We start from the raw sequence: 22,508 nt of genomic DNA, 5'->3' as shown, positions 1-22,508 counted from the left end.
TCCAGCTTGATTAAGAGCCTATCCCAGTAGGGAGATGTATTCATCTACTGGGATAGGCTCTAAATGCAAGTGCGAATGAGGAGAACGCCATGGACGGTGACGAGTCGATATCGGGTGCCCAGCGTCCCTTGCGCCTGCGCCTGGGGGTATCGCCCAAGGTGCCCGCCGATGTGCTCATACCGCAGCGTATCGCCGGCAGGGAAGCCATCTGTGGCGGCATCGAGTACCGCGTGCTGTGTGTCTCGACGCATGCGGACTTGCCGCTGAGTAGTTTGATTGCCTTGCCCGCCGCACTCGACATCGTCACCGACCAGGGGCAGCTGCGCAGTATTTGCGGCATCGTCGCGCAAGCGAGCGCCGGTGACAGCGATGGCGCGCTGGCCAGCTACCAGCTGGTGCTGACGGACGCCTTCGCCATCATGGAAAAGCGCTGCAATACGCGCGTATTCCGGCGCCTGACGGATATCGAGATCGTCAAGACCCTGCTCGACGAATGGATACGCAGCAATACCGTGCTGGCGCACGCCTTCCAGTATGCGTTTGCCGATTTCTTCGAAGCGCAGGCATACCCGCAGCGCGAATTTGTCATGCAGCACAATGAGTCCGATGCGGCCTTTGTGCGGCGCCTGCTCAAGCGCAGTGGGGTCGCCTGGTTTTTTCGTGCCGCGGACAATACGGATGCACATGCCGAGCCGGCGCATACCCTGGTGCTGTTCAACCATGCCGACGGCTTGCGGAAAAACATGGCGGACACCGTGCGCTATCACGCGGACCGCGCGACGGAGCAGCGCGATACCCTGACGTCGTGGAGCGAAGTGCGCAAGCTGCAGGCGGGCAAGGTGACGCGCCATAGCTGGAATGAGGAACACCCGCGTGCGCGGCCGTTCATGACTGCCGATGCCTTGGGGCAGCAAGGCATGCATGGCAATGCCATTGCGGCCACCCTCGATGATTACCGCGTGCTGCCGCCGCGCGCGGGCGCGGATCATGAGGCTTTGTGCCAGCTGGGCATGCTGGCCATGCAGCAGCACGATTACGAGAGCCACTGCTTTCACGCCGAAGGCAGCGTGCGCGACCTGTGCCCAGGCGAGTACTTCAGCCTGGCCGAGCATCCCGATATCGACGCCTTGCCAGCGGCCGAGCGTGATTTTGTCGTCACGTCGCTGCAGGTGGCGGCGCAAAATAATTTACCCAGGGAGCTTGCCGCCAGGGTGGCACGTTTGTTTGCGCGCAACCGTTGGCTGGCCGATGACGGATCGCTGCCGCAGCGCGAACTGGCGGCGGCGGTGGACGATGGCCCCTTGCGCATGCATATTGAACTGGCTGCCGTGCGGCGCGGCGTGCCCATTGTTCCAGCCTACGATGCGCGCATCGACCTGCCGCTAGTTCCCATGCAAAGCGCCGTGGTGGTGGGGCCTGCGAATGAGGAAGTCCATTGCGACGCGATGGGCCGGGTCAAGGTGCGCTTTCCCGCCACGCGCGCGCTGGATCACGAGCATGCAGGCGGCACGGGCGCCTCCGACACGGATGCCGATTCGGCCTGGGTGCGCGTCGCGTCGAGCTGGGCGGGAAGCGGACCCGGCAGCATGCTGCAATGCGGCTATCTGGGCTTGCCCCGCGTGGGCAGCGAAGTCTTGCTGGCCTTTCTCGGTGGCGATCCGGACCGGCCCATTATCGTGGGCCAGTTGTACAACCACAACGCGCAGCCGGCTGCCTTGAGCAAGGCAGGCGACTTGCCCGGCAACCGTTATTTGTCCGGCATGAAGAGCCGCGAAATCAAGGGCACGCGTGGCAACCAGCTGCGCTTTGATGATGTCCACGGACAAATCAATACCCAGCTTGCCAGCGATCATGGTTCCACCCAGCTCAACCTGGGCTGGCTGACGCAGGACCGGCGCAATGGCCAGGGCGATGCGCGGGGCGAGGGCGCTGAATTGCGTACCGACGAGCAGTTGGCGATGCGGGCGGGCAAGGGCATGCTGATTTCCGCCTGGAAGCGCCTGAACGGCGATGGCGGCCACATGGCGCGCAGCGAATATCTGGGCTTGATGGAAAACTGCCTGGAATTGTTTCGCTCGCTTGGCAGCTATGCGGCGACGCATCAGGCACTGGAACAGGAAGACCACGCGCAGCAGGAGCTGCAGCACAGCTTGAAAGGCTGGGAAGGCGGCAGCAATACGGCGCCCCGTGCCGAGCTGGGTGGGGCGGCGGCGATAGCCGTCACGGCGCCCGCCGGCATCAGCTTTGCCAGTTCGACGGCTATCGTCAGCTACGCCGCCGGCAGCATCGATACCGTGGCGCAGCAGCACCTGCAGGCGGTGGCTGGCCAGCGCTACAGTGTGAATGCGGGCAAGGGTATCTCGCTGTTTTCCCACGCGGACGGCATCCGCGCCATCGCCCACCATGGCAAGTTCCTGCTGCAAAGCCAGCATGACGACATGGAAATCAATGCGGCGAAAAACCTGAAGCTGACGGCCAGCGAAGGCAAGGTGATTGGCATGGCCGATGAAATCGTTTTGATTTCCAAGCACGGCGCTTTCATCCGCATCGCCGACGGCATCAGCTTTGGCAGCAAGTCGCCGCTGCAGTTCAATGCGCCCAACTTTGTCTTCAACGACCCGCAAAGCATGGCAGTGCAATTGCCAAGCTTTGCCGAAGGCAAGGCCGATCAGCAATTCATTTTTCAGTACGCGGGCGACGACAGTGCCGTCGATGGCGTACCGCCAGCACCGCAGCTGGCGCCGCAGGCGCACTTTGCCGTGAAGCTGGGCGATGGTTCGGCGGCCGATGGGCGCAGCGATGGGAGCGGCAAGACGGACGTGCTGGAGCGCGCGGCAATGCACCTGGCCGCCATCGAAGTATTCAACAACAAGGATTGATGAGGCCAGGAGAGTGCGATGGGCAGCTATCCGAAAGTACCGTACGTCGTGGGTGAGGACGTGGCGATCCTGCATTGCGAACGCAGCGTGTGCAAAAAGGTCAAGATACGCCGCAACCTGCCGGGCAATATCATCGTCATCCATGGCGTCAACGATGTGGGCGTCAGCTACAAGGCGGTGGAACATGGCTTGTGCGAAGGCTTGACGCAAAGGCTGGGGCGCGGCTTTACGCCAGCTTCTTACCGCATGCCCGTGGCGGCGGACAAGGACAGGCTGGAAGACGATCCTGACGCCGTATTCTTCAAGCGCACGATAGACAAGGACACCGATAGCCCAGTGATTTCGTTTTACTGGGGCTACCGTGAAGTTGAAGGTAAGACGAGTTCCGTCAACGGCCAGTTTGTCGACCGTTACGGTAACCGCCTCGACAAGGACCTGTCCAAGGAAGGCGGGCCGTTCGGCAATGCCACCAGTAATTTGCCCGATATGTGGCGTCCGGGAATCTATGCGCCAGCCGATCCCATGGGGGATGCCTTGCGGCCACTGAGGACGGCGCCCGGACGCATGTATATGGTGCTGGCGGCCCAGCGGCTGGCCGCGCTCATTTCCATGATCCGCGATTACGATGCGGATGATACCGTCAGCATCGTTGCGCATAGCCAGGGTTGCCTGCTGTCGCTGCTGGCGCAAGCCATGTTGATGGAGAAGGGGCTGGCGCCAGCCGATAATTTGATACTCACGCATCCGCCGTACAGCCTGGTGGACAGCCTGCCGCTGTTGATGCGAGGCGCTGCCTGGTTCGATGGCGGTGAGGATGCGGCGATGAAGCCCTATTACCATTTGCTCAGTGGTGCGCAGACGCTGGGTGCGCGTCTGAAGACCTTGGTGAATATAGTTGCCGGGGTGGCGAAGGGTAACGGTCAGCCTTGCATGCCGCCGTTTGCCGACCTGAAGAAGGACGAACATCGCGGCATGGTCGGCGGCCGCTGGCAGGGCGCTGATGACCGCGACAATCGCCGCAAGGTCTATCTGTATTTTTGCCCTGAAGATATGACGGTGGCGCTGGATAATATCCAGGGCATAGGATGGGATGGCGTGCCCGATTATGCCTCGGGAAGTGAACTCATAGAAGAAGAGGAGACATCCAGTCTTGATGGGTACAGTATCTCTTCCGGACATACCAAGATGGTGGAGCACAAGCAGGTACGCGGCGCGCTGGCGGAACTGGGCGGCAGGTTTTATCAGCGGGTATTCAGCAACAAGACCAGACTGGATCCGGCTACGGGAAAGACCACGGTGTCGTTGGTAGGCAAGCCGCCGCCTTTTGATTTTCCGCTAAGGCTCGCGACAGAAAGCGAACAGTCCCATGTGGAGGTTTCCTTGCGTAGTCATCGTGCGCTACACAAGGCGGTGGCGTGGCCTGTCAATACCAGATTGAGCAAGGTGGAACAGCGCAATGGCGTACGCACCATCACTGGCGAAGCGTTGAAACAACCGGTACCGGCCGACTTGCGTGGCACCTCGCAAATTGATCCCGCCAATATTCCCACAACGTCCATGATGCGAAACCGTAAACCTGAAGATCAGGGACCTGTGGAAGAAGTCGATCCCTGCGATGCGTCGGTAGCACCGACCAGCGGAAGCGGTATGCAGATACGCAGCGAATATCGTCCTGACCCGGGAGGCTATCAAAAGTTTCCCGAAAGGGAAGAATATCTCAGTCAACGAGAGTTGGCATTGATGACGGCAAGCTACAACAAGGAAAAAGGACTGCACGTGAAAGACAAGCAGGATCAACGCGAAGTTGTTTCCGCGAAACGCTACCCAGACAGCAAGGTCGTGGCACAGATTCAGGAAAGCCCGAATGAGTCACGCTTGCGCTGGCAACGTGAAGTGAGTCCAAGATCTTTCCATAGTTCCATCATCGGCAGCGCGAAGAATCACAGCCAGGTGACGGCGTATGACGTGGCCATAGGCAGTGGCAAGGCGTCGTCAGATCCGCAGTTTTATGCATATCTGTGTGCGGTGGCGGATTGGCGAGTGAAGGACCTGAAGAGCCACGATAAAGGGCGTAAAGGAATACGGATAAAAGAAAAATTCGTATTGGAGTTCGCCCCATATTTATCCGTAGAACCGGCCTGGAGAAGTGCCGTGATCAATGGCAGCATTGACTATTACAACACTGGGATTTTGCCGGCAGGACTGCCCTTGCTATCAGGACCATTGTGGAAAATTGTAGCGTCACAAACAAAAAATATAAAAATAGTGAGCGAAAAAAGCAAAATAAATGAAGTGTCGAAGTCTCGTCGGTAGCAACTCGCTTGGACCGATTATTTTTCCGAAACTGCAGGCAAAAAGGTGATAACCATGATGACGCTTCGTTGGTTTGGAATATCAATAGTTGTTGTAATTTTATTTTTTTGCTTGTTATGGTTAGGTGCTTTATCGAAAAGTCAGGCGCGTGAAATTGCATTACAGGTTCAGGAAAAACAGCCAAAGAAACCGGTGGAGCCACGGCAGGAGTACGTGCTGGAAGTGATCGGATTGGGTGTGACGCTGGACAAATACCGGCAGGGTAAATTGTGGGGAGCCTTGCAAAAAGGAAGTCCTTACACGAGCATACGCGAACAAGATCCCAAGAAATATCCCTGGACGGCTGATGACAAGGATGGCGACAGTGGTAGCAGAGCCTACGATGCGCTGGAAAATGGCATCAATTTCACTCCGATGTATTGGAACCTGCCTTCGTTTTATGCAGGAACCCCCATTCTTGACCCGAATGCACAACCGAGTTTGATTGAGCCGATGGCGGGACTCGTGGCTGGCGCTGCCACGGGGGGAATGCCCTTGCACCTATTTTCCTTGGCTTCATGGAAGCTGGATGAACATCCTGACCAATTGCTTATTGACGTATTTGATTTTTTCGACAAGCATCCTGACGTACCCTACGTCGCCTTACACTCCGAGGACAGCGTTGGCACGCGGGATGGTAATCGTAAGCCAGGCACTGCAAGGAAATTGGTAAATGGATATTTCATCCCAGATATGCCTGATGCCACGGCGGTATTCATCCTGGCACGCCGCGAACGAATAGAACCGTTGCGCCCATTTGTATGGGATGACCCGGAGAATAAGTTCGTCCAGGATAAACTGCGTGGCATGTATTACGACGTCATGCAGTCGCTGCCTTCACGCGCGAAACAGCAGCGACCCGAAGCCTTTAGCGAACGTCAACCCACCGTCGCCGAATGGCTCGCCGCTGCCGCCGCCTTCGCCCAGCGGCCCGATATCCGCGGCGTGGGCTTGCATACTTTCGACAAACTCAACCCCTGGGAAAATCGTCCCCCGCGTGACTGGAAACCGACGCCGTGGTTTCCTATTCCGTGGAACCGGGAACAGATGGAAACCTTTGACCGTTTGCCCTCGTTCGGTTTCGTGCATCGGCCCGTGTTTGTCAAATTTGCGGATGAAGAGGGCAAGCCCGTCACGCGGCGTGACCAGCGCCAGAAGATATTCAATGCAGGCTGGCAGCAGGCGCTGCAGACCTTGCCGGAAGCGGAGCGCGGCAAGGGGGCGGCGCGCATCGTGGCAGGGACTGGAAACCAGCCCGAGCAGTTGCTGATGTTGGAAAGCATGTTGCACGACTACGCGTCACAGGGTGGACCGGAAATCGACAGCAGCAAGAGCGCGCAGTTCATCAATACCGACCATCGTCTGGGCAATACCGGTGCGGCGACCTGGTTCATGCAGATGGCCATTGGCGTGATGGGCAGCTATCGCGATGGCGGCGCCAGTGCGGCGATCAATCTGCGCGACAATAATGAAGCGAGCATCATCTTCATCACGCCGCCATCGGACGCCAAACGCCGGCAGCAGGATGCCAATGGCGATATCTTCCGCAGCCGCGTCACAGCTGCCGTCGATCCGGCCAATTACGCGGCGCCATCGGTGGAAGCCATCCTGGAAAGCCAGGCGGGACAATAATTCGGGAGGCTGTATGCGCAAAGTCATCCGTTTGGGCGACGCCACGTCGCATGGCGGCAAGGTGCTCAGTTGTGCCGCCACGCATTTTACGGTCAACGGGATTCCTGTCGCCTGCGTCGGGGATTTGTGCAGCTGCCCCATCAAGGGACATCAGGGCTGCAAGATTGCCGGCGGCTCGTCCCGGCACAGCATCAACGGCATTGCCATCGCCTTCGAAGGCGATACCACCACCTGTGGCGCCAAGTTGCTCGCTGGCGGCGCCGCCTTGCGCACCTCCTGACGCCGCGTCCGCCTGCCATTTCCCGGTAACTATATAATCTGCGCTTGGGCGATACCCGCCCTAGACTCAGATTGAAGGAATGCCATGCCAGGTTATTTCGTGCGCCCCTTGGCGCTGTGTGTAGTGTCGGCCATGTGCCTCCCTGCCAGTGCCGCCGAGGCGGTGGCGGTGGATGCGCAGCAGCGCGCTTCCTTGCTGGAATTTTATGCGCAGCAATATCCGGGCGAGCCGGCTGCGCGCACCGTGTTCGAGAGCGTGCCCGTGGTCGGTGGCCGTGGCAGCGAAGTGGTGGGCAGCGTGGAAACGTCGCCGTATCGTGGACATGGCGCGCTGTGCCGTACGCAGCGCACCAAGTTCGTGCTGCACGGCGAGGGCAAGCAGGCGCGCTGGCAAGAGGCGGGCATGGAGTATTACGCCTGGCTCGACCGTGGCACCTGCCGCGCGGTGGCCGAACCCGTGCGCATGCTGCAACGCGTTCCCGATGTGGAGCTGGAAGGCGTGTTGCTGTATCAGAAGCCGCTGCTGGAGCGGGCGCGATTATTGATGGCGGGTAACACGGCCTGTGCCCCGTTGCGGGCGCTGAAGTTTGCGCTGGCGGGCGTCGACGTGGGCGCCGCCGCACCGCGGGCCGAAGAGCGTTATGCGCTGGTATTCAAGAGCGACCGCGACAGCTACGCCCACGTCTGGCTGCGCAAGAGCGGTGCCCAGTATGACGCGTGGAATGTGACTTGCCCGCCAGTGCTGTAGACTGCTCGCCCTTTGCCCGATTTCACTTTTTGACTGTTGCAACCATGAACGAAAACTCCACTTCCGCCCGCAGTTGGGGCACCATCGTCACGCATAGCGACGAGATGGCCATCATCTACCGCTATGTCGACGCCTTCCATGACGACTGGGACCTGTCGTCGCAGCCGGACCGCATCATCATCGCCTGGCGCTACGAGGACGAGACGGGCATGCCCGCACCGAACGAGCGCGAGCACATGGAAGAGCTGGAAGCGGCGCTGGCACCCGTGGTGGAAGAGGGCGGCTTCGCCACCCTGGCCCTCGTATCGACGGGTGAAAACCTGCGCGAATGGATTTACTACACGCAGTCGGGCGAAGAATTCTTCAATCGCCTGAACACGGCGCTGGCGCCGCGTCCAAAGTTCCCGATTGAAATCCGCAGCGCGGCCGACCCCGCCTGGTCGACTTACGCGGGTTTCATGGCCGCACTGCCGAAATAATCAGACCAGCGCGGCCGTCACGATGCGCGTGGCGGCCGTGATGATGTCCTGATTTGTGTCCGCTTTTTTCTGTTCGCGCGTGTAGTACACGGCGATCACCAGCGGCGCGCCGCTGGTCGGGTAGGCCACGCCGATATCGTTGACGCTGCCATACGCGCCCGAGCCTGTCTTGTCGGCCACCTGCCAGCCGGCCGGTACGCCGGCGCGGATGCGTTTGTCGCCCGTCGTGTTGCCGCGCATCCAGGCGTCCAGTTGCTGGCGCTGCGGCGCTGGCAAGCTATTTCCCAATAACAATTGCTGCAAGCTGTGCGCCATCGACGCGGGGCTGGCCGTGTCGCGCACTTCGCCGGGGATGGCGCTATTCAATTCCGTTTCCCAGCGTTCCAGTTGGAACACCGTATTGCCGATGCTGCGCGCATAGGCCGTCACGGCTTGCGGCCCGCCTAATAAGGTCATCAAGAAATTGGCCGCGCTATTGTCGCTGTACTGCAAGGTGGCGGCGCACAGATCGGCCACGGTCATGCCGTCGGCCAGATGCTTCTCCGTGATGGGCGAATAGGTGACCAGGTCTTTTTTCTCGTAACGCACGTGCTGGTCCAGCAAGCCCGGCTGGCTGACGCTGCGGGCCAGCACGGCGGCCGCCAGCATCGCCTTGAAGGTGCTGGCCAGGGGAAAGCGTTCGTCGGCGCGATAGGCAACGCGCAGGTCGCTGCCCTGGCGCCAGGCGGCAACGCCGAGGCGTCCGCCTGCGGCTTTTTCCAGCGCGGCCAGTTGTGTCTGTGCTTCGGCGATGCTGGTGGCGGGCGCGGCAAACAGCAGCGGTGCCGGGCACAGCAGGGCGGCGCCGCCGGCCAGCAGGAGGTTGCGGCGGACGTGGTTCAGGGATTCAGTCATGGTTTGTAGGAGTGTTGGGAGTGGGAAGGGCGGCCAGCAGTTCGCCGATGGCGAGCAGGTTGGCCGGTTTGGTCAAATGGTAGTCGAAGCCGGCCGCGCTCGATTGACTGCGGTCATTTTCGGCGCCCCAGCCCGTCAATGCCACGAGCACGACGTTGGCGCCGGCCGGTATCCGGCGCAGCGCGCGCGCCACTTCATAGCCGCTCATGCCGGGCAGGCCGATATCGAGGAATATAACGTCTGGCAAGAATTGCGGCACCAAGGCCAGGGCTTGCGCGCCATCGTGGGCCACTTGCGCGGCATGGCCCATCATGTCGAGCACGGCGGCGAGGGTATCGGCCGCATCGACATTGTCGTCGACCACCAGCACGCGGAAGTGCGGGCCGCTGGTGGTGTTGGCAGGCGCAGCCAGTACGGCAGGCGCCTTCGCTTCCTCCTCCAGCAGTGGCAGGCGCACGCTGAAGGTGCTGCCCAGGCCGGCGCCTGGACTGGCCGCCGTGGCGCTGCCGCCATGCAACTCGGCCAGGCGCCGCACCAGCGACAGGCCGATGCCCAGCCCGCCCTGCGCGCGCCCCATGTTCTGTCCCACCTGGGTGAACATGTCGAAGACGGTAGCCAGCGATTCGGCGGGAATGCCCACGCCGCTGTCCTGCACCTCGATCAGCGCCTCGTTGCCATCGCGCCGCGCGCGCAAGGCGATGTGGCCGCCGGCAGGCGTGTACTTGGCGGCATTGTTGAGCAGGTTGCCCAGCACTTGCGCCAGGCGCGTGGGGTCGGCCTCAAGCGGCAGCGCCTCTTCAGCAAGTTGCACCTGCAACTGGTGGCGGCCCGCTTCGATCAGCGGCATGCTCGTTTCCACGGCGCCCGCGATGATGCTTTTCAAGTCCGCGCGTTCCAGCTTGAGTTCGATCTGGCCCCGCGTGATGCGTGCCACATCCAGCAAATCATTGACCAGATGCACCATCTGATTGACTTGTCGCTCCATCACGTCGCGCACGCGCGCCACGGTGGCGGGCTTGTCGGCGGCCAGGCGCATGATTTGCAAGCCGTTGCGGATGGGCGCCAGCGGGTTGCGCAGTTCGTGCGCCAGGGTGGCGAGGAATTCCGTCTTGCGACGGTCCATTTCGGACAGGTTGTCGGCCAGCTGGCGCAATTGCTGCTCAGAACGCTTGCGCTCGCTGATGTCGCTGAACAATACCGTCAGCAGGCGGCTGCCGGGGCCGCCCAGGCGCGCGGCGAAGACCTCGAACCAGCGCTCCATGGCCACGGCTTCGTTTTCGTAGCGCACGGGTTCGCCAGTCTTGACGACCTGGTCGTACAGGTCGAACCAGTGCTGGTCGTGGTCGGGCACGAAGCTGCGGATGGTCTTGCCGATGGCATTGACCAGCCCCGACTGCTTGACGAAGGCGGCGTTGCCCTCCAGGTAGCGGAAATCGATGGGGCGGCCTTGCTCGTCGTACAGCATTTCGATGACGCAAAAGGCCTGGTCCATCAGCTCAATCAAGGTGCGGTAGCGTTCCTCGCTGCGGCGCAGCGCATCTTCCACCTGTTTCTGGCGCGTGATGTCGAGCAGGACGCCTGGCAATTGCAGGGGTGTGCCATCGGGCGCGTATTCGGCACGGCCCCGCGCGATGACCGAGCGGTATTGGCCGTCGCCGTCGCCGACGCGGTAACTGGCCTCGAACGGCGTGTGTGCGTGCAATGCCTGGGTAATCTGCGCGCTGACTTGCTCGCGGTCATCGGGATGGATGAGGTCCAGGTAGCGCGCCAGCGGCGCCGCCGTGGCAGCATCGGCATTGACGGGGAACAAGCGCGCCATATTGCTGTCGGCCGTGACCCGGTCGGCAACGATATCCCAGTTCCAGGTGGCCACTTCGCCGGCCGCCAGGGTCAGGCGCAGGGTTTCCTCGTTTTGCTTGCTGGTCGTCAGGTCGAGCGAGATGCCGGACAGGGCGATCACGTTGCCGGCGCCATCGCTGGCGCAGGTGCCGCGCATGTGCGCCCAGTGCAGCGCGCCATCGGGCCAGCGCACGCGGATGTCGATTTCGAAATCACTGGCGCTGGCGATGGCGGCGTGCACCACCGTCTGCCAGTGCTGCAGGTCGCCGTCGAGCATGGCGCCCGTCAGTTGCGCGTAATCGATGTGGCTGTCCGGCGGCAAGCCCAGATTGGCCTTGAAGGCATCGGAGCCGGTCATGCTGCCGCTGCCCAGGTCGATCTCCCACGTGCCCATGCGGCCGCCCTGCATGGCCAGGCGCAGCCGCTGTTCCGTCTGCCGTTGCTGCGTCACGTCGCAATGCGAGCCCAGCCATTCAACGATGCTGCCGTCAGGCGCCAGCACAGGCAGCATGCGCACGAGCATGTTGCGGTAAGTGCCGCTGACGTGGCGCAGCCGGTATTCCGCTTCGAACACGCTGGTCAGGTGCGATGGCATGACGTAAGGCAAGTTGCGGTCGTCCGGATGCAGGGCATTGACCCAGCCGCGGCCCAGCAGTTCAGCCTCGGTCTGGCCCGTGAAGGCGCGCCAGGATGGCTGGTCGGCATCGAACTGGCCGAAGGTTTTCGTGCTCCAGACGATGTCGCAATGGGCGCTCAGCAGTAAATGCGCCGCTTGGGCGGCGACGGTGGAGGACGGGACGGCGTTGCTGGGCTGGCTGGGTTCTGGCATGGAGGTTATGGACGATGGTGCAGGGGGCCCCGCCGCACCGGAATGGGGCGGCCTGGCAACTCAATTCTGGCGATATTACAACTATTTATACGCTCTGGGCTGTCTTGCAGGACGCCGTTTCCACTTTCTCAGGGTTGGTGAAAAAATCGCGCCAGGCGGCAAGTGATCGGGGGAAATAGCAAGGAAATAGCGAGACAAGGGCGCTATTGTGGCTGAATAACCACTAGTCAGCGCATTATGTTGATGAATGAATATTTTACATAACAATATTCTTGCAGCGTATAAGGCGCTTGAATTAAATTGGCGCCTTACTCAAAAGTTGGTGTTCATCAGACATCCCAGAGATGCGGCCAGACCGCTGTCGGCGTGGACGACAGCCAGGGCAGAGCCAGTGACGCCATGGGCGGAGAAACATCCGCTCGCGCTGCTGCACCGTGATGGTGCAGACGATCATCCAGCGCCGTACATAACCCGGAGACAGGTTTCGCAATTCTTTTTTAAACTTCTGGGAAACAACATGATCAAGATGTCCAAGATGCACAAGCGTTTGTGCGCCAAAAGCGCTGCTATGCTGGCACTGTCCGCTGCCTTGCCTATCGGCTCGGCTTATGCTGATGAAGTCGCTGCTGATACGACCCCTGCCGCCAGCCAGCTGGAAACCGTGACCGTGACGGCGCAGCGCCGCAAGGAAAATATCCGCGACGTGCCAGTCTCCGTGTCGCTGCTGCGCGACGAGAAGCTCGACGTGCTGGTGTCCAGCGGACAAGACATTCGCGTGCTGGCCGGCAAAGTGCCGAGCCTGAACGTGGAATCGTCGAATGGCCGCACCTTCCCCCGCTTCTACATCCGTGGCTACGGCAATACCGACTTCAACATTTTTGCATCGCAACCTGTTTCCCTGATTTACGACGATGTCGTGCAAGAAAATCCGATCCTCAAGGGCTATCCGATTTTCGACGTGGCTGGCGTGGAAGTGTTGCGCGGCCCGCAAGGCACCTTGTTCGGCCGCAATACGCCTGCCGGCGTGGTCAAGTTCGAATCCGTCAAGCCGAACCTGGACAAGGTTGAAGGCTATTACAACGTTTCCGCCGCCACGCACAACACGACCAACTTTGACGGCGCCGTCAACGTGCCGCTGAGCAAAGAATGGGCGCTGCGCTTCTCGACCCTGCGCCAGCACCGCGACGATTACGTCGACAACACCTTTACGGGCCAGAAAAACGCGCTGGACGGCTACAACGAACACGCCGAGCGCGTGCAACTGCTGTACGCACCGAACACCACCTTCAATGCCCTGTTCAATGTGCACCAGCGCAACACCACGGGCAGCGCGCGCGTCTTCTACGCCAACATGATCAAGCAGGGCACGAACGATATCGTCGACGGTTTCGACCCGAACAAGTCGTTCACGAATGCACCGAACTTCCAGCGCCTGCGCACCAACGGCGCCAGCGCCCGCCTGAGCTGGGATCTGGACGGCATTAAACTGTACTCGATCACGGGCTTTGAACAGGTCGGCAATTACGTGTCGCATGGCGACATCGACGGCGGCACGCCGACGGGCCCCGGCGTCATTCCTTTCCAGGTTGAAACGGCTGGCGGCATCACCAGCGTGAAACAATACTCGCAAGAATTCCGCGCCGAATCGAAGAATGCCGGTCCCCTCAACTGGCAGGCCGGCGTGTACTACTTCAATGAAGATGCCAACGGTTTCACCGACAACTTCAATACCGACACGCATGTGCTGACCACGCACCTGGCCAGCCGCCAGAAGAACTCGGCCTGGGCAACGTTTGGTTCCGTCAACTACGCCGTCAGCGATGACTTCATGCTGCGCGCCGGTTTGCGCTATACCAAGGACAAGAAGGATTTCAACACGGTGGAAGCGACCAACATCGTGCAGGTCAACCCGACCAGCGCCGATGTCAGCAAGGCCAAGGTCAACTGGGACTTGAGCGGTACCTATAAATACAACAAGGACGTGAACTTCTACGGCCGTGTCGCCACCGGTTTCCGCGCGCCGAGCATCGCCCCGGCCAGCACCAGCGTGCCCGTCACCGTGGCCGATGCCGAAACCATCACCTCGTTCGAAGCGGGCATCAAGGCTGACCTGTTCGAGCGCCGCGCCCGCGTCGCCTTCAGCCTGTACAACTACCAGGTGAAGAACCAGCAATTGACGGTCGTTGGCGGCACCTCGAACGTGACGCGCCTGATCAACGCAGCCAAGACGAATGGCCGTGGCGCGGAACTGGAACTGGAAGGTTTTGTCACGCCTAGCCTGAAGATGTCCCTGGGCGGCAGCTACAACTTCACGGAAATCAAGGACCCGAGCCTGTCGATCGCCACCTGCGCCCAAACGCGTTGCACCGTGACCGATCCGCTGACCACCGGCAACCGTGCCATCATCGATGGCAATCCATTGCCGCAAGCGCCGAAGTGGACGATCACCGCCACGGGCCGTTATTCGATCCCGATGGAAAACGGCGAATTCTTTGTCTTCACGGACTGGGCATACCGCAGCAAGATCAACTTCTTCCTGTATGAAGCAACCGAGTTCACCGGCAAGCCGATGGTCGAAGGCGGCTTGCGCGTAGGCTACACTTGGGATGCCGGCAAGTATGAAGTGGCCGCTTTTGGCCGCAACATCACCGACACCCAGCGTATCACGGGCGCCATCGACTTCAACAACCGCACGGGCTTCATCAATGAGCCACGTCAGTTTGGGGTGCAATTTAAAGGCAACTTCTAATTGCCAGACTTCAGGCGCCGGCCATGTGCTGGCGCCTGCATTGCTACCCGCCCGGTTCGCCGCGGCGGGTTTTTTTATGCCCGCTCGGGAAGTTGTGCCAGCCGCTGTGCCCAGGCGGGAATGGCTTGCTGCCAGAAATCTTCCACCTTGTCGGCGCGCACGTCGAGTCCCAGGAAGCGGGCGGCCGGCTGCAGCGCCGACGCCAGAAGGTCAGCAGCATTGCTTGCCGTATCGAAGGCGAGGGCGCCCGTCTGCTTGGACAGTTTTTCGCCGCTGTCGTTCGTGACGACGGGCACGTGCAGGAAGCCGGGATGCGGCAAGCCCAGCACGTCCTGCAGATACAGTTGGCGCGGCGTGGAATCGAGCAAGTCCGCGCCGCGCACCACCTGCGTGATGCCCTGCGCGCCATCGTCGACCACCACGGCCAGCTGGTACGCCCAGTAGCCATCGCCGCGCAGCACGATGAAGTCGCCCACTTCACTGGCCAGATCCTGCCGCTGCGGACCCGCCCAGCGGTCGGCAAACGCGTACACCGCATCGGTCCCCTGCGGTACCCGCAGCCGCAAGGCCCGCGCCGCCTTGCCCGGCGCCAAGCCGTGCCGGCAGGTGCCCGGATACACGGCGGCCCCACCCTTGGGTCCGCCCGCCTGCAGCACCGAATCCTGGATCTCCTTGCGCGAACAGCCGCACGCATACACGAGGCCATCATCCTGCAACTGCTTCAGCGCCGCCTCGTACAGCGGCAAGCGCTTGCTCTGCCACGTCGCCTCGCCATCCCAGTACATGCCGCAGCGCTGCAGGCTGGCCAGGATGCCGAGATCGGCACCCTCGACATTGCGGTCGTAGTCCAGGTCCTCGATGCGCAGCAGCCACGTGCCGCGATGCACTTTCGCATCGAGATAGCTGGCCATGGCGGCAACGAGCGAGCCCATGTGCAAGGGGCCCGAGGGGGAGGGGGCGAAGCGGCCGATGTAGGGGGCGATAGGAGAGGACATGCAGATGAATATTTTTACCGAGATGTATGTGCTGGCACTACGTTGAGACGTTAAGTATGGTTCAGTGTGATATTCAAGTCAAATCAGTTTTTGATTTTTCAAAAAATCATGGGTTCTTATAGTTGACGACTGCCGTTGAAGAAGATGTCTTTATATCATATGATAAATTAATGGTTCCCCATTGAAATGTGAATTTAATTTCTGATATTCCTAGTTCTAGTGGTTTTATTTTTGTTATTTTCTCTAGAGTTATTGCGGTCTTTGTCGATTTTGCGGAGCATGGTTGTTTTTTGTTTTTCTCTATGAAATTTATAGTTATTTTTTTGATCTTGCTGCAGTTGTAGTTGATTGAAATGGATTCAATGAAGCATTTTCTGTAGTGTTCCATTGTTTCAATTCTGTATATTGTGCTTTTTTTTATTTCGTTCCTCGATGATTTAAGAAATTTTTCTCCTTCTATTTTTAAAAACAATGATTCTCTATTTGGGATGGGGCGCCCTTCTATTGTTATGGATCCATTGAGAAAGTTTGTCCTGATATTTATCATTATTTGAGCCCAATATTTGAACCTTGCATGAGATTTATTTTGTCTATCTCAGCTATAAACATTTGGCGACCACCGCCAGATCCGAATTGTCCATTCCGAAGAGCTCTTCCACTTGCCACGCAGATAGTATTAATAACAGTGTATTGTCGAACTAATGTTCTGGGTGGGCGTCCATTCGGATCAGTCAGTGTACTCTGAACTTGAACTAAATCATGAAGCTTTTTATGGTTCCATCCTGCGGCAGCCAGTGTTTTTCCGTCAACGAAGTAGCTGGGGATATTATTTCCTTGTGCCGGATGGTAAAGCGCATATATTGTTGTTCCTTTCTGTATGGCCATATTTTTATAGCTATCAACACCTATGTATGGATGGGTGCCTTGCCACTTCCTCGCTGTGGCTGATGGATTTTTTCCTGCGCAAGGATCGCATGAGGAATTTTTTTGACATTTTTTACTTAATCCTTGTGGATCAATCCAGAGTATAGGGTTTGGTGCATATTGGTAACTATTAAGTCCACCTAATAGTCCTATCGGATCTTGCGTCACATACCTAGCCACATCCGGATCATAGTAGCGATACCGGTTGTAAAACAGTCCAGTCTCTTGATCCTCATACTGCCCCTGAAACCGCAGCGGCTGTTCGATTTCTCCCTCGACGTGCAGCAAACGCCCCCAGGCCTTGTAGCCCCCGCTCCAGACCACGCTCCCCTGCGCATCCGTCAACTCGCGCGGCGTACCCAGGTGGTCGCAGTGGTAGTGGGTGATGCGGTCGTGTGCTGCCGCGCCGTCGGCTGCCGCCTGGGTACGCTGCCATGCCGATACATGCTGCGCTTCGGTGTCCGCCTGCTCTTGCGTAATGGCTGCCTGGAGTTCGGTGTCGTGTCGGGTGGCAGGTAAATCCCATTGCGCGACGCGTGGCAGGTGGACTGAGCTTGCCTGGCGACAGGCTGGCGAACCGATCCTGGCCAGCGGCACGAAGCTGTCCGGCTCGTACAGGTATGTGACCGTCTCGTCGCGCCCAAGTTCCTGCGCCAGCGTGTCGCCATCCCAGACGAAGAAGGTGGTGGTGGCGCTCTTGCAGGTGGGCTGGTCTTTGGTGATGTCTTGCTGCTTGCTCCAGCGGGCCTCCTCGACGCGTTTGGCGATGCGGCGGCTGAAGGCGTCATAAAAGTAGTGGGCGCTGTGGCGTGACTGGCGTTCCGTTCGGGTGGCGTGGCTGAGGCGGTTTTCGGCGTCGTATTCAAGCTCCAGGTCGCTCCAGCTCGACTCCCTGCCCGGCGGATGGAAGCGCTTGGCGGTGGCATTGCCTTGTTCGTCGTAGTCGTATTCGGTATTGCCGTAGCGTTTCAGTACGTTGCCGGAGGCGGGAGCCGTGTCGACCAGATTGCCTGCCGGGTCGAAGGCGAAGTGTTCGGCCAGGCCCGCTTGCACGGCGGACAGCAATTGGCCGATGGGGTCATAGGCGTAGCGCAGTTTGCCGAGCGGGCCGGCGGCCGTAGTGCCTGTCTGCGAGATGGTGCGCAAGTTGCCCTGCGCATCGTAGTCGAAGCATCGCTCGCGCACGGGGACGGGCGCGTCGGCGCCGCGTGCCAGGGTCAGCCGGGTGAGGCGCGATTGCGGGTCGTACTGGCGCGTGGCCAGCAAGCCGCTGGTGCCCAGCTGTCGCTGCTTTTCGCGGTGCAGTTGGTCGCGTTCGACATCGACCACGGTCTTGCCATGCCACAGCACGCCATGCCAGTGACCGGAGCCGTAGCGCAAGGTGTCGACGCGGCGTCCATTCGGCAGGACGGTTTGGATACGGTTGCCCAGTTCGTCATAAGAATGCGTCATGACAAAGCTGGCGTCCGGCGCGCGCGGGGTGTTCGGCAGCCTGGCCGCTTCAGGCAGCGTTTGCAAAAAGCAGGCGCTGCGTTCTTCGATCAGTTGGCCCAGCGCATCATGGAAGAAACGCTGTTCGGCTTGTGGCGCGGAGACGGCCGTCAGGCGGCCCAGCGCATCGTAGGCGTAGCGCACCGCACCGTCCGCCGTGGTCTTGACTTGCAACAAACCGAGCGCGTCGCGCAGCAACTGCGTGCGCTGGCTGCCGCACTCGGTGACAGTGAGGTTGCCGGCCGGGTCATAGCTGTAGTGCGTGCGCTTGCCGTCGAAGCCCGTTTCCGACGACAGCCAGCCTTCCGCATGATATGCGAGTTGGTAGCTTTCGCCCTTGGCGTTGATCAATTCTGTCAGTTGCAGCGCAGCGTCGTAGCGATACTGCAAGGTCTGGCCGATGGCGTCCGTGCGCCCCACGGGCAAGCCCTGGCCGTTGTAGCGGTAGCGCGTCTGCTGACCGGCCGCATCCACGTGCAAGACCAGATTGCCGTCCCCATCGTAGGCATATTGCTCCCGGGTCTGATCGGGCGCCGTGAGGCGGATCAGGCGGCCCAGCGCATCATATTCGTAGCGGGTGGCATGGCCGAGCGCATCGCGGGCCGCTTCCAGCCGCCCCAGCGCATCGTAGGCGAATTCGCTGGTGTGGCCGGAGCAATCCGTGTAGCTGGTGAGCCAGCCCTGACGGTTGTACTGGAAATGTTTGCTGCCGCCCCTGGCGTCGATCAGTTCCACCAGCTGGCCGCGCGGGTCGTAGCGGTAGCGCGTGACGTGGCCCAAGGCGTCCGTGATGCTGACGGGGCGGCCTGCATCATCGTAGTCGCGGCGTGTGGTGTTGCCCAGCGGATCCGTGAAGGCGACGGGCTGGTTCTGGCTGTCGTAGTCGATGCTGCTGCTGTGTCCTTTGGCATCGGTGCTGCGGGTCAGGTTGCCGGCCGCATCGTAGGCGTAGCGCGTGGCGGCGCCGTTGGCGTCGATATCGGCCAGCAGCATGCCATCGCGATCCCACTCACGCCGGCCCAGCGAAGCAGCCTTGCCGTCGAGCACGCGGCGCACTTCGGTGACCAGCCAGTTAGCGTCGAAGGTGTACTCGAGGACACCGCCGTTTTCCGTGACGCGGCTGGTGTCGTTGTCCACGTAGTCGATGCGCGTGTGCTCGCTGCCATCGCACGCCCGCGTGGCGATGGCGCGCGCCTGGTAGCTGTTGGCCAGGGTCACGGGATGGTGCTGCGCCAGCTCCTGCTCGCTCAGCGGCGATCCGCTCCAGCGGGCGCGCAGCGCGTCCAGGCTGATCCATTCCAGCTCGTACATAAAACCCGTGTAGCTGCTGCACGACGTGAGCAAATGGTGACGGTAGGCATAGCTGCGCGTGTCGCCCAGCGCATTCGACTGGCTGACCAGGTTGTGGCGGGGCGCGAATGGCGGCTGCGTCTCGTTTGTTTCTGCTGCGTATTCGTAGCGTACGTGGCAGAGGCGGCTGCCGTCGGGCAATATCTCGTCGATGCTGCCGATGTGGATGGCCTGCTCCGCTTCCCCGCGCATGGCTTCGAGCACGCCGCCATCGTCGCTGCGCAGGCGCAGCAGCACGTCGCCCGGCTTGGCATCGATCAAGCGGTCGATGCTGATGCCGCGCCCATCGCGTCCTTCGCTACGCACGAGTGCAAAGCGTTGCGTGGCGACGGGAGCGGACGGGACCAGCATGGCGTTGACGCCGTCGTAGCCGTGCGGCAGCCAGCCGCCTTCCGCGCGCGCAAAGCGGTCGACGCTGCCATCGCGCCACAGCAGGCTGAAGCTGTCGGCACTGTCGCGCGTGAGCGTAAAACCTTCCTTGCGGCTGTCGTGTTGCCGACCCGGTTCCAGGCCAGGCAGGCGCAGGGCGCGGCCGCTGTCGTCGTGGTAGACGATGCCGGCATCGCATAGCGACAGGCTGGTGGTGTAGGGCGTGGACCAGCGCGCGCCCAGCAAGCCCCCGTCTTCGCATTCGGCACCGGAGCGGTAACAGCGCGTCCAGGCGATGGGGATGCTGCGTTCGAGCGCGAAATCCGTCTGGTACAGGATTTCCTGGCCGGTGCCGAAATGCACGGGCTTGCGGCCCTTGACGGGTTTTTTCGCGGGGCCGCTATCCTTGGGGCAGCAGTCGGACGGCGGCTCCGATTTCGGTTCCTTCCTGCCACGGCTCTTGCCGTCGTCGCCGCCGTTTTTCGGGGGTGGTTTGTCGAGTTTTGGCGGTGGCTTGTCCGGCTTTTTCCCGACCAGCTTTTCCTTGACCTTGTCGATGGTCGGCGCCGCCTTTTTGCCGAGGAACTTGCTCAGTATTTTCCCGCCCGGAACCTTGCTGAACACCGCCGTTTGCAATACTGTGCCTGCCGCATTCGTGACGATGTCCGAGGCCGTATTGAGTAAATCAGGGGTCTTGCCTGTCAATATGTAGTCGGCTGCCTGGTCGAGCACCGTGGCCGATGCGTCCATGGCCGTGCCTGTCGCAACGGTCGCCGTGCCGGCCACAGCGCCCGCTGCCGCGCCCGCTTCCATCGCGGCGGCAGCGGGGGCGCCGACTCCCGTTGCCGCCACGCCCACTCCGGCAACGCCCAGCACGGCGCTGCCTGTCAGGACGGTGCCGCCCACGTCCACCAGATCTTCCGCGGCGCCATGCATTTTCCTGGAGCCGTGATCCTTGTAATCCTGTGCCGCTTCCCGTATCGCCGCCTTCAGTTCCTGGAGCACGGGTTTGGCCGCTTCCCCACCCCGCTCATAAATCTTGCCCACGGTATTGCGCGAATTCATCCATACTTCGCGCCCCATCTGCACCAGGTAGGCGCCGTTGGCGCGGTGGATGCTGCTGGCGACCTTGGTGTCGACCTGCTTGCCGACGGTGCCGCTCTTGACGCCGCCCGCCTTGCCGGCCGCATCGCCCTTGACGGTGGGAATGATGCTGCGCTGGTGCAGGATGACGGGCTCGCTGTACGACTTGACGTTGGGCGAGGCGTTCTGCGTATCCGCAAACTCGCCGGTGATGCTGTAGGGAATGGGGGGCGTGCTGGAGCCCACGGGCGTCTTGCAAATGTCGGGGCTGAGGCTGACGCAATAGAAACGCGCCGACTTGGTGACGGTTTCATTCGTCATGGCTTCTTGCCTTGCCCGGCGGCTTCGCTTAGCGCTTCCTGCGCCTGCTCCAGCAGTTCGATGCGGGCGATCTGCGCCGGCTCCATCACGTGCAGCAGGCGCGACGCGACCTGGCCCGCGTCGGCCGGCACGATGGCGCGCCAGACCAGCTCCACGCTGGCCGCCTCAGGGTCGACCAGCACCGTATCGATGGCCAGGCGCCAGACGAGCAACTGGTCGTTCCTGTCCGCCAGCAGCAGGTACAGCACTTGTCTCGGCAGGGCGAAGCGCAGCACGGTGTTGCCGCGCGGGTCGATGCGGGCCGAGCGATGGTCATGACGGCACAGATTGGTCAAGGTGAATTGTTCCAGTCCCGCCAGATGCGAGCACTGCTGGTCGGGCGGCGTGCTGTTCCAGTAGGCAAAATCGAAGTCTTCCGGCAACGTGGGGACTTCATCGGCATCCCATTTGTCCTTGATTGCGATGTGACCCGCCAGCGCGCGGCGCGGCAGCCAGCCACGGCCGATAACTGCCAGCCCCGCCGGTGGCGGCAGCTCCTTGCCACCCGCGCCTTGCCAGAACTGGGCTGCCGTGCACGGCAGCGACGGCTGCGTGATACGGGGGGCGGGCAGCTCATCGATATGTTTCCCATCCAGGTACCAGTGCCGCGTGAAACCGCGTCCCAGGGGATTGGCCTGGCAAGAGTCATGCGCCGCCGCGTTGCAGTCATCGGCCTCGATGCGGCATTGACCGCCATATGCGTAGGCATAGTGCAGCGGCAATTGCTGGAATGGTTTTGGCGTCGACAGGTGCCAGGGGTTGGGCCGCAGCCAGCCCAGGGCGCCGATGCGGATGCAGCCCTGCGCCAGGCGCGTGAGGACGGCTTTCTTGCGGAAAGCGCGTTCGCCACTCACTTGCAGAGTCTTGTCGATCAGGGTTTTCTTTTCCGACTGCACTTTCAGGTTGACGAGAAATTGCGGCATCGCTTGCCCGCGCGGTGCGTGCGCCACGCCATTGACGATCACGTCGCAGCGCGGCTTGTACGGCGCGAAGTCGCTCTCCTGCACGGTGCCCGCCTGCGTGTCGCCATCCAGGTGCAGGTCTTCCGTGGCCAGCGGCGATGGCTGTGCCATGGGCAGCAGGCTGGCCAGGCCGTCCGCGCCGCAGGGACCAAGCGTGTAGCCCATGCGCGCCACCACCACGTGGAAGGCTGCGCCAAACTGGTCGACCATGTCGAACTGGCTGGCCGCATGCGGCGTGCGGTTGTCGAAAAGCAGGTTGGGAATGTTGAAATGGGCTGTGCCGGCGTCGTTCAT

Annotated in this window: 12 protein-coding genes; 7 read left to right on the top strand and 5 right to left on the bottom strand. The window is 61.0% G+C overall.

The genetic code is table 11. The features are described from left to right. Positions 1-89 precede the first annotated feature (89 nt). The 6 genes from O3297_RS21740 to O3297_RS21715 all read left to right on the top strand — a co-directional run bounded on the left by O3297_RS21740 (position 90) and on the right by O3297_RS21715 (position 8,369). Entirely contained in the window at positions 90-2,879 is a 2,790-nt protein-coding gene (locus O3297_RS21740; RefSeq protein ID WP_305050071.1) for a type VI secretion system Vgr family protein, read from the top strand. An 18-nt stretch (positions 2,880-2,897) separates the two neighbouring features. After that, the gene (locus O3297_RS21735) at positions 2,898-5,192 is read left to right on the top strand and encodes a DUF3274 domain-containing protein (RefSeq protein WP_305050070.1); all 2,295 of its coding nucleotides are present in this window, start codon (positions 2,898-2,900) and stop codon (positions 5,190-5,192) included. A 54-nt stretch (positions 5,193-5,246) separates the two neighbouring features. Continuing rightward, complete coding sequence (locus O3297_RS21730) at positions 5,247-6,863, top strand: DUF2875 family protein (protein WP_305050069.1); 1,617 nt, start codon at positions 5,247-5,249, stop codon at positions 6,861-6,863. 13 nt (positions 6,864-6,876) lie between these two features. Beyond that, complete coding sequence (locus O3297_RS21725; RefSeq protein ID WP_305050067.1) at positions 6,877-7,143, top strand: PAAR domain-containing protein; 267 nt, start codon at positions 6,877-6,879, stop codon at positions 7,141-7,143. 84 nt (positions 7,144-7,227) lie between these two features. Next, positions 7,228-7,890, top strand: coding sequence for a hypothetical protein (locus tag O3297_RS21720; protein WP_305050066.1), 663 nt, complete (start codon positions 7,228-7,230; stop codon positions 7,888-7,890). 44 nt (positions 7,891-7,934) lie between these two features. Further along, positions 7,935-8,369 (top strand): DUF695 domain-containing protein, encoded by a 435-nt coding sequence (locus tag O3297_RS21715; protein ID WP_151093002.1) that lies wholly within the window; start codon positions 7,935-7,937, stop codon positions 8,367-8,369. Here O3297_RS21715 and bla read toward each other — a convergent pair whose 3' ends face one another. Both bla and O3297_RS21705 read right to left on the bottom strand, forming a co-directional pair. Then, positions 8,370-9,263 carry a class A beta-lactamase gene (gene bla / locus O3297_RS21710; protein WP_305050064.1) on the bottom strand — a complete coding sequence of 298 codons (894 nt, stop codon included), beginning with the start codon at positions 9,261-9,263 and terminating at the stop codon, positions 8,370-8,372. Then, positions 9,256-11,931: a PAS domain-containing protein gene (locus O3297_RS21705; RefSeq protein ID WP_305050062.1), complete on the bottom strand. Its 2,676-nt coding sequence runs from the start codon at positions 11,929-11,931 to the stop codon at positions 9,256-9,258. Before O3297_RS21705 ends, bla begins: the two co-directional genes overlap by 8 nt. 517 nt (positions 11,932-12,448) lie before the next feature. Between O3297_RS21705 and O3297_RS21700 the strand changes: the two genes are divergently transcribed. Next, complete coding sequence (locus O3297_RS21700) at positions 12,449-14,680, top strand: TonB-dependent receptor (protein WP_305050061.1); 2,232 nt, start codon at positions 12,449-12,451, stop codon at positions 14,678-14,680. Positions 14,681-14,754: 74 nt separating this feature from the next. Here O3297_RS21700 and gluQRS read toward each other — a convergent pair whose 3' ends face one another. From gluQRS to O3297_RS21685, 3 genes are all read right to left on the bottom strand, one after another. Next, positions 14,755-15,675, bottom strand: a complete 921-nt coding sequence (gluQRS, locus tag O3297_RS21695; protein WP_305050060.1) for a tRNA glutamyl-Q(34) synthetase GluQRS — start codon at positions 15,673-15,675, stop codon at positions 14,755-14,757. Between the two features lie 546 nt (positions 15,676-16,221). Beyond that, positions 16,222-21,213 carry an RHS repeat-associated core domain-containing protein gene (locus O3297_RS21690; RefSeq protein WP_305050059.1) on the bottom strand — a complete coding sequence of 1,664 codons (4,992 nt, stop codon included), beginning with the start codon at positions 21,211-21,213 and terminating at the stop codon, positions 16,222-16,224. Further along, a complete protein-coding gene (locus O3297_RS21685; RefSeq protein ID WP_305050058.1) occupies positions 21,210-22,508 on the bottom strand; it encodes a DUF2169 domain-containing protein in 1,299 nt (432 codons plus the stop codon). The genes O3297_RS21690 and O3297_RS21685 overlap by 4 nt, the downstream gene beginning before the upstream one ends.

It is taken from the genome of Janthinobacterium sp. SUN128 (genome assembly GCF_030587275.1).
GTDB classification, from domain to species: domain Bacteria; phylum Pseudomonadota; class Gammaproteobacteria; order Burkholderiales; family Burkholderiaceae_D; genus Janthinobacterium; species Janthinobacterium lividum.
The sequence above is the reverse complement of the archived record's forward strand: the minus strand, read 5'-3'. Positions and strand labels throughout refer to the sequence as shown.